This is a genomic window from Kluyvera ascorbata ATCC 33433 (genome assembly GCF_000735365.1).
In the GTDB taxonomy this organism is placed as follows: domain Bacteria; phylum Pseudomonadota; class Gammaproteobacteria; order Enterobacterales; family Enterobacteriaceae; genus Kluyvera; species Kluyvera ascorbata.
In genome coordinates this window covers 23140-31153 of sequence record NZ_JMPL01000046.1, presented here as the reverse complement: position 1 = coordinate 31153, position 8014 = coordinate 23140, and the positions used below count along the sequence as shown (strand labels likewise).

The window sequence follows — 8014 nt, the reverse complement described above, 5'->3', positions numbered from 1 at the left end:
ATTTAAGCAGCGTTAACATGCGCTTACAATAAATTAAATCGTGATATTTAAAATATAATATATCATGCTAAATAACGATGGCATTTATATCTATATCGTTACCATTGCTTAAAATAGTTTTAATTTTAATAATTCCCTCTGTTTATATACTTTGTACAAAATGCAACCAGCTGCAATCCCTCGCGATCTGCACTAGCGTCACACGTCACAAATCTGTTATACTTCACGCAACACATTGGGGCTGATTCTGGATTCGACGGGATTTGCGAAACCCAAGGTGCATGCCGAGGGGCGGTTGGCCTCGTAAAAAGCCGCAAAAAATAGTCGCAAACGACGAAAACTACGCTTTAGCAGCTTAATAACCTGCTCTGAGCCCTCTCTCCCTAGCTTCCGCTCTTAAGACGGGGATCAAAGAGAGGTCAAACCCAAAAGAGATCGCGTGGAAGCCCTGCCTGGGGTTGAAGCGTTAAAACTAATCAGGCTAGTCTGGTAGTGGCGTGTCTGTCCGCAGGTGCCAGGCGAATGTAAAGACTGACTAAGCATGTAGTGCCGAGGATGTAGGAATTTCGGACGCGGGTTCAACTCCCGCCAGCTCCACCAAAATTCTTTGTTGATGGTCACCAGAGCCTGAGACGAAGTCCTAAAAGCCCGCCTAGCGGGCTTTTTTGTGTCTGCTATTTGTCCTGCGATATATCAAAGTCTGAAACGTTCAAACAGAAGTACACCCACAAGCAGACTCGCCGCCAGCAAAGCAAAAACCTACGCCCCCATCAATTTCGCAAACCAGAACTTACACACCCCACTACGCACATTCCACGGCTTAGCCGGTTTATCTTTATATTGTTCATAAACTTTATCTAAGTTGTCGCTACCCGATAACTTCAGATCCAGCGGCACTTCCACTACGCCCTGGTAAGGTATGGCAACATAATGTTTTCCGGCTTCAGGAATAAACGCCGTTTGCGTGACGATTTGACGACCGCTTGAGTTATCCATCACATAAAGGGCCCAATACTGGTTGGGACGAATTCGGCTTTCATAAAAGCGGTGAACTTTGCCCGCCATAAGGTTATTGCTGATATAAATAAGCTCCTGATCTTTATAGCAATCACCTTCTTTCGCAAAACGCTGAAAGTAAACCAATCCTTGATGTTGGTCATTGAGCTGAGTGTAGACAACAGCTGCATCCTGCCCGGTGTACGGATCGTAACGCTTTGTACCTAAAGGCCCCGGCGCACATGCCGATGCCAGTAATGCCAGACCAACAACTATCCCAGAATAAAAATGACGCACCATAACCTCCTGAATATTATATTTTTTAATTCGCCATTTAGCATATCCATAACGAAATAGGTTGCCTAATCATTTGTAACGTTAGCTCCAAATAATAGGGGGTTAAAAAGCGCAAATTCAGGAAGCGATCGTAGGGGGACAGCAGCAGATAACCTTGTAAACCCGTCCAGGATACCTGCTAACTGTAATGCAATGCTAAGAAAGGAATAGCTGTACTACCAACCGCAGACGTTAGTCTCTTCGTCCGACTCATACCCGCGAACAATGTTCACCAGATCTTTCACCGCATCAGCGGCCACGGTCGGGTCCTGCAACTCGCTCAATTCAGCAAATTCTTTATCCACCGACACACCGTTATTATTATTGGTGACGGTCAGCAGGAAGCCTTTACCCTGAGCATTGTCAGGAGAAAGTGGAGAAATAAGCTCAGCGACAGCCTGTACGGCAATATCAGGAACATAAAGCGCCATCGGTTTTAGATAAACCTTTTCCTGTTTCGCTTTGTTATTACCGTTAATAACCGCTAAGGAATAACCTTTATTTTCACTATTCATAGTGCCCATTTCATCCTTCTATCAAAATCTTAGGATCGACATAGAAATCAACATTAAATACGGTGTCGTCGCTTAATGCTTCAATACGGTGCCATTTCTCCGCCGGAAAAACGCCAAACTGGCCGGCTTCAATCGTCATGGTTTCAACCGGGTCCGGGCTGGTCTCATCGGCATAACCATAGTAGCGAATCGCCCCCTGCATCACCGCCAGGCGAGGGAATACCCCCTGTCGCGTACCGGCATCAAGGTGGCGTTTCCAGATAGACGCGGGGGCGGTTTCTTTGGTCCACAGCGGCGTGGTACGGGTATGAACATAATGAGTGGGGATAATGATTCGCTGCATGATTCTGCCTCTCTTTCCACGCCGATGTGCGCGGTCTGGAATGGGAAAATATGATGCATATCATATACCCCTTTTAATAACTGAGGGTATTACTTTTTAATCTCAACAGCACCTACCCCTATTTATACTCAATAAGGGTTAAATTATTTTAAATATAATCAAAGGGCAGGCTTGCTGCCCTATCAGAATTAATAGGAGAAAAACGAATCATTAATCAGATGTACCTAAAATGCTCGCCAGATCAGCACCGCAATGCCTATAAATAGTGTCCATTTCACAATGTAATACACCGTTTTATTCCACTTCTTCAATCGCTTACCCACAATACGAATCTGGTAGATATAGCGGAAGCTACGGTTAATACCACCGATACGGTCTCCGGTATCATTGGGTGCTACGGCGGCGCTCATCAGATTACGTCCCAACCAATGGTTAATTTTCTGCGCCCAGCGGTAACGCATTGGGCGTTCAATATCGCAGAACAGGATCAGTCGATTCTCACCGCTGGTATTTTCCGCATAGTGAATATAGGTCTCATCAAACAGCACACCTTCACCGTCGCGCCAGCTATAGCGATCGCCGTCGACCTCGATATAACAGCGGTCGTCGTTGGGCGTTGCAAGGCCAAGATGATAACGCAGTGAACCCGCGTATGGGTCACGGTGGCGCGGTAGGCGGCTGCCATCGGGTAGCGTTGCGAACATCGCCGCTTTAACCGATGGAATGGTGCGCAGCAGTTCGGTGGTTTTTGGGCAGAGCTCACTGGCCGAAGGGTGCGCATCTTCATACCATTTCAGGTAAAAGCGCTTCCATCCGGTTTTAAAGAAGGAGTTAAAGCCAGCGTCGTTGTATTTTTCCGCGGCTTTAATCTGCTCCATTTTTTGCAGATGAATCCCCTCTTCGCGGATGGTCTCCCAGTTATCCCTCAGCACCGCCAGCTCCGGGAAGTTCTCTGGGCGGAGATACGGGGTATTCGGCACGCGTGAAAAGAGATACATAAAGCCGTTTAAGGGGGCGGTAAAAGTGGAGTGGTCGGAGAGCTGTCGCCAGAATCGAAAGCGGATTTTGCCGCGAAAATGCACGTAGAGCACCGAAATGATAATAAGCAGTAAAATAACGTATTTCATATTGTCTTACCCGGTCTCGGTTATGTTTGGTCGTCCCCTACAGGGATCCTTCCTGAAAAATCCAAAACATTAACAAATGTAATACATAATCAAGCAACCGCATTACCAAAAAGCAACATTCAACATTCCTCTAATGTGTTCTCCTCCCTCTATTTTCTTTGCCCTCGCCCGATTAGTTGATAATCCTTCCCTATCAAAAATTCACATCATTAACCACCTAATTACTATCAGTATTATGGTGATCAATATCACATTCAGCTGGCTTCTCTCCCGCATAAATTGACCCAAATCAAAGATGCATTTTGTTTATACCTTCGATGCTGGACGTGCTTTTTATCATGTGCAAATGTAATTGATAGTAATTATTATTATCATATCTATTTATAGGGTTTCCGATGTTGCACTCCATTACCCGAGGGTCCTTCGCGCTCTCCGCGCTGTCGCTGTTTGTCGCCAGCGCGGCGTCAGCCTCTACGTCATCCACCACGCCGAACAAAACCAATAAAGAAGAGACGCTCGTCGTCACCGCGAACCGTTCGGAAAGCTCGCTGTGGGAGAGTCCGGCAACTATCCAGGTTATCGACCACCAGACGCTGCAAAACTCTACCAGCACCTCCATTGCCGACGATTTGCAGGATATTCCCGGCGTAGAGATCACCGATAACGCGCTGGCCGGGCGTAAGCAGATTCGTATCCGGGGCGAGGCCTCCTCCCGCGTACTGATTTTGATCGACGGTCAGGAAGTCACCTACCAGCGTGCCGGGCAAAACTACGGTGCCGGGTTGCTGATTGACGAGTCGGCGCTGGAGCGCATTGAAGTGGTCAAAGGCCCTTACTCGGTGCTGTACGGCTCACAGGCCATCGGTGGCGTGGTGAACTTCATCACCAAAAAAGGCGGCGATAAGCCGCTCTCCGGGACGGTGAAAGCGGTCTACAACTCCGCCACGGCTGGCTGGGAAGAGTCGGCGGCAGCGTGGGGTAGCATTGGACAGTTTGATTACCGTATCAACGGCAGCTATTCCGATCAGGGCGAGCGCGATACGCCGGACGGCCGTCTGCCAAACACCAATTTCCGCAACAACAGTCAGGGCGTCTGGCTTGGCTACAATCTGGATAATCAGCATTTCGGGCTGTCGCTGGACCGCTACAAGCTCTCGACCCAAACCTACTACGAAGACCCGAACGGCGATTACGATGCCTTTAGCGTCAAGCTGCCGAAACTGGAACGTGAAAAGGTCGGTTTGTTCTACGACGTCGATGTCGACGGTGATTATCTGAAGAAGATCCACCTCGACGCCTACGAGCAGACCATCGCCCGTAAGTTTGAAAACGAAGTACTGACGTCGGCTGTTCATAACCAAACGCAAACCAACGACAAGCAGTACACTCAGGGTGTGACGTTACAAAGCAACATCTCGCTACCGGCCAATAACAACCTGGTCGTCGGCACACAATACCAGCGTGACCGTGTCTCTCAGACCACCAACGGCTCAACTTACCTGAAGCCGATATCGCGTGAAACCCAAACCCGCGCTTATAACGAGTCTGAGCAGAGCAATACCTCGCTGTTCGCCCAGAACGACTGGCATTTTGCCGATAACTGGACCTGGACGCTCGGCGCTCGCCAGTACTGGCTGTCGTCAAAACTCACCCGTGGCGATTCGAATTCCACAACAAACGGCATCACGAAAGACACGTCTATCGGAGCGCAGTCTACAAGCGACAATGCGCTGGTTAGCGCCACCAGCCTGCGCTACTCGGGATTCGATAACATTGAACTGCGCGCAGCGTTCGCTCAAGGCTACGTCTTCCCAACGCTGACGCAGCTGTTTTCGCAAACCTCTGCAGGGGGCGGGACAACCTACGGCAATGCCAACCTGAAAGCCGAGCACTCCAACAACTACGAGCTGGGTGCCCGCTACAACGGCAACCTCTGGCTGGTCGATGGCGCAGTCTACTATTCGCAGGCAAAGGACTATATCGCCAGCGTCGCCTGTTCTGGTCAGGCTATCTGTAACGGCACGACCAACTCAGCGCGTAGTGGCAACTATTACTACGACAACATTGACCGCGCCAAAACCTGGGGCATGGAGCTGAGCGCTGAATATAACGGTTGGGTCGTATCACCTTACGTCAGCGGCAACCTGATTCGCCGTGAATATGAAAGCCCGACGGGGAAAACCACCAATACCGGCGAGCCGACGATTAACGGCCGTGCCGGGGTGAAACACACGTTGATGCTCAATGCGGCAAACGTCACTTCCGACCTCTTTATCCGCGCAGCCTCCAGCGCCAAAGACGATACCGGTACGGAAGAGACGCGCACGCCTGGCTGGGCCACGCTGAACCTGGCGGTTAACACCGAATTCGGCGCTAACGACCAGTATCAGGTCAATCTGGCGCTCAACAACCTGACCGATAAACGCTACCGCACGGCGCACGAGTCTATTCCTGCGGCGGGCTTAAACGCGGCGGTCGGCTTTGCATGGAAATTCTGACGATGAAAAAACTGGCTATCGGATTACTGGCGCTGGCCGCCGTGTTTAGTGTCCAAGCGGCTGACCGTATCGTGGTTGCCGGAGGCTCACTTAGCGAGCTGATTTACGCGCTCGGCGCGGGCGAGCGCGTAGTCGGGGTGGATGAAACCACCTCATACCCACCGGAGACCGCGGCGCTGCCGCACATCGGCTACTGGAAGCAGCTCAGCAGCGAAGGCATTTTATCGCTGCGTCCTACCCGCTTTATCACCTGGCAGGATGCGGGCCCGCAGTTGGTGTTTGACCAGCTACGTTCGCAGCACGTCGCGGTGCTGACCCTGCCACGCGTTCCGGCCACCGTCGAGCAGATGTACACCAATATCCGCACGCTTGCCCGCGAGCTTGGCGACGAAGAACGCGGCACTGCGCTTATCAATACGCTGAGCCAGCGGCTGGAAAAAGTGGCGCAGAGCAGCGCCAGCAAACCGGCCCCGGTGAGCGCGCTGTTTATTCTCAGCGCCGGGGGCAGCGCTCCGCAGGTCGCGGGGAAAGGCAGCGTTGCCGATGCCATTATGACCCTCGCCGGTGCCCGCAACGTCGCGCAGCATCCGCAGTATCGCAGCTACAGCGCAGAAGCGCTGATTGCCGCTAACCCGGAGGTGATTATCGTCACCTCACAAATGGTCGATGGCGACCTCAACCGCCTGAGCACCATCGCTGGGATCACCCGCACCAACGCGTGGAAAAACCAGCGCATCGTGGTACTCGATCAATCACTGATCCTCGGCATGGGCCCGCGCGTTGCTGACGCGGTTGAAACGCTGCACCGCCAGTTCTGGCCACACTAAAGGACGTAGAAAGACCGATGATGTTGAATACCCCTACCGACCTGGATTTAACCCCACATTTTGCGCTGGAGGGCGGCCAGCCCTTTAAAGACCGCCGGGCGACGATGCCCTGGCGTGGCGCGGTGCCTATCGCCAAAGAACAGCTTGAACACACCTGGCAAGAGGTGCTGGCTCACGCCGCACCGCCGCGCAAGCGCCTGCTGTATCTGCACATTCCGTTCTGCGCTACCCACTGCACCTTCTGCGGTTTCTACCAGAACCGCTATGAAGAAGACCACTGCGCGCGCTACACCGATGCGCTGCTGCGTGAAATTGAGATGGAGGCGGACAGCGTGCTGCACCAGTCCGCCCCAATTCACGCCGTCTACTTCGGCGGCGGCACACCATCGGCGCTCTCGGCCCGCGACCTGGCGCGCATCATTACTGCGCTGCGCGAGCGTCTACCTCTGGCGCCGGACTGTGAAATCACCATTGAAGGCCGGGTGCTGAACTTTGACGACGCGCGTATCGACGCCTGTCTGGATGCCGGTGCTAACCGTTTCTCCATTGGCATTCAGTCGTTTAACAGCAAAATCCGTAAGAAGATGGCCCGCACCTCCGACGGCCCTACCGCCATCGCCTTTATGGAAGGGCTGGTCAAGCGCGACCGCGCCGCGGTGGTGTGTGATCTGCTGTTTGGCCTGCCCGGCCAGAACGCCGCGCTGTGGGGGGAAGATCTGGCGATTGCCCGTGATATCGGCCTTGATGGCGTAGACCTTTACGCCCTTAATCTGCTGCCCAATACGCCGCTTGGCAAGGCGGTTGAGAACGGCCGCACCAGCGTGCCGCAGCCTGCCGAGCGCCGTGACCTCTACCTTCAGGGCTGCGACTTTATGGACCAGGCCGGCTGGCGCTGCATCAGCAATAGCCACTGGGCGCGCACCACCCGCGAGCGTAACCTCTACAATTTACTGATTAAACAAGGCGCAGACTGCCTGGCGCTGGGCTCCGGCGCGGGCGGCTCCGTCAACGGTTATTCGTGGATGGTCGAGCGCAACCTCAACGCCTGGCACGAATCCATCGCCGCGGGGAAAAAGCCGCTGATGATGATGATGCGTACCGCCGAGCGCGGCTTCCAGTGGCGGCACCTGCTGCAATCTGGCGTTGAAACCGCCCGCGTGCCGCTGGACGCGCTGACCCCGCATGCGGCGAAGCTCGCCCCGCTGCTCGCCCAATGGCACCGCGCCGGGCTGACGCTGGACGACTCAACCTGCCTGCGTCTGACCAACGAAGGCCGCTTCTGGGCGAGCAACATTTTGCAGTCTCTTGATGAACTTATTCAGGCACTTAACACACCGCGCATTGCGGCTGAAACCCAATAACAGGAGTTAAT

7 protein-coding genes and 1 other RNA gene are annotated in these 8014 nt (G+C 53.1%); 4 read left to right on the top strand and 4 right to left on the bottom strand.

Annotated elements, in window-relative coordinates; all coding sequences use genetic code 11:
- Positions 1-237 precede the first annotated feature (237 nt).
- Positions 238-600, top strand: a transfer-messenger RNA (tmRNA) gene (gene ssrA, locus GKAS_RS23935).
- Between the two features lie 159 nt (positions 601-759).
- On the opposite strand, the gene GKAS_RS12620 is transcribed toward ssrA, so the two are convergent.
- From GKAS_RS12620 to lpxO, 4 genes are all read right to left on the bottom strand, one after another.
- Entirely contained in the window at positions 760-1296 is a 537-nt protein-coding gene (locus tag GKAS_RS12620; protein WP_035894644.1) for a hypothetical protein, read from the bottom strand.
- 212 nt (positions 1297-1508) lie between these two features.
- The gene (locus GKAS_RS12615; RefSeq protein ID WP_035894645.1) at positions 1509-1847 is read right to left on the bottom strand and encodes a DUF1869 domain-containing protein; all 339 of its coding nucleotides are present in this window, start codon (positions 1845-1847) and stop codon (positions 1509-1511) included.
- A gap of 10 nt (positions 1848-1857) precedes the next feature.
- Complete coding sequence (locus GKAS_RS12610; protein ID WP_035894643.1) at positions 1858-2190, bottom strand: TehB family protein; 333 nt, start codon at positions 2188-2190, stop codon at positions 1858-1860.
- 224 nt (positions 2191-2414) lie between these two features.
- Positions 2415-3317 (bottom strand): lipid A hydroxylase LpxO, encoded by a 903-nt coding sequence (gene lpxO / locus GKAS_RS12605; RefSeq protein ID WP_035894642.1) that lies wholly within the window; start codon positions 3315-3317, stop codon positions 2415-2417.
- A 395-nt stretch (positions 3318-3712) separates the two neighbouring features.
- Between lpxO and GKAS_RS12600 the strand changes: the two genes are divergently transcribed.
- The 3 genes from GKAS_RS12600 to hutW are packed head-to-tail and all read left to right on the top strand — an operon-like array spanning position 3713 to position 8003.
- Positions 3713-5815, top strand: coding sequence for a TonB-dependent receptor plug domain-containing protein (locus GKAS_RS12600; protein ID WP_035894641.1), 2103 nt, complete (start codon positions 3713-3715; stop codon positions 5813-5815).
- A gap of 2 nt (positions 5816-5817) precedes the next feature.
- Complete coding sequence (locus GKAS_RS12595; RefSeq protein WP_035894640.1) at positions 5818-6642, top strand: heme/hemin ABC transporter substrate-binding protein; 825 nt, start codon at positions 5818-5820, stop codon at positions 6640-6642.
- A 17-nt stretch (positions 6643-6659) separates the two neighbouring features.
- Positions 6660-8003 carry a heme anaerobic degradation radical SAM methyltransferase ChuW/HutW gene (gene hutW, locus GKAS_RS12590; RefSeq protein WP_035894639.1) on the top strand — a complete coding sequence of 448 codons (1344 nt, stop codon included), beginning with the start codon at positions 6660-6662 and terminating at the stop codon, positions 8001-8003.
- Positions 8004-8014 lie beyond the last annotated feature (11 nt).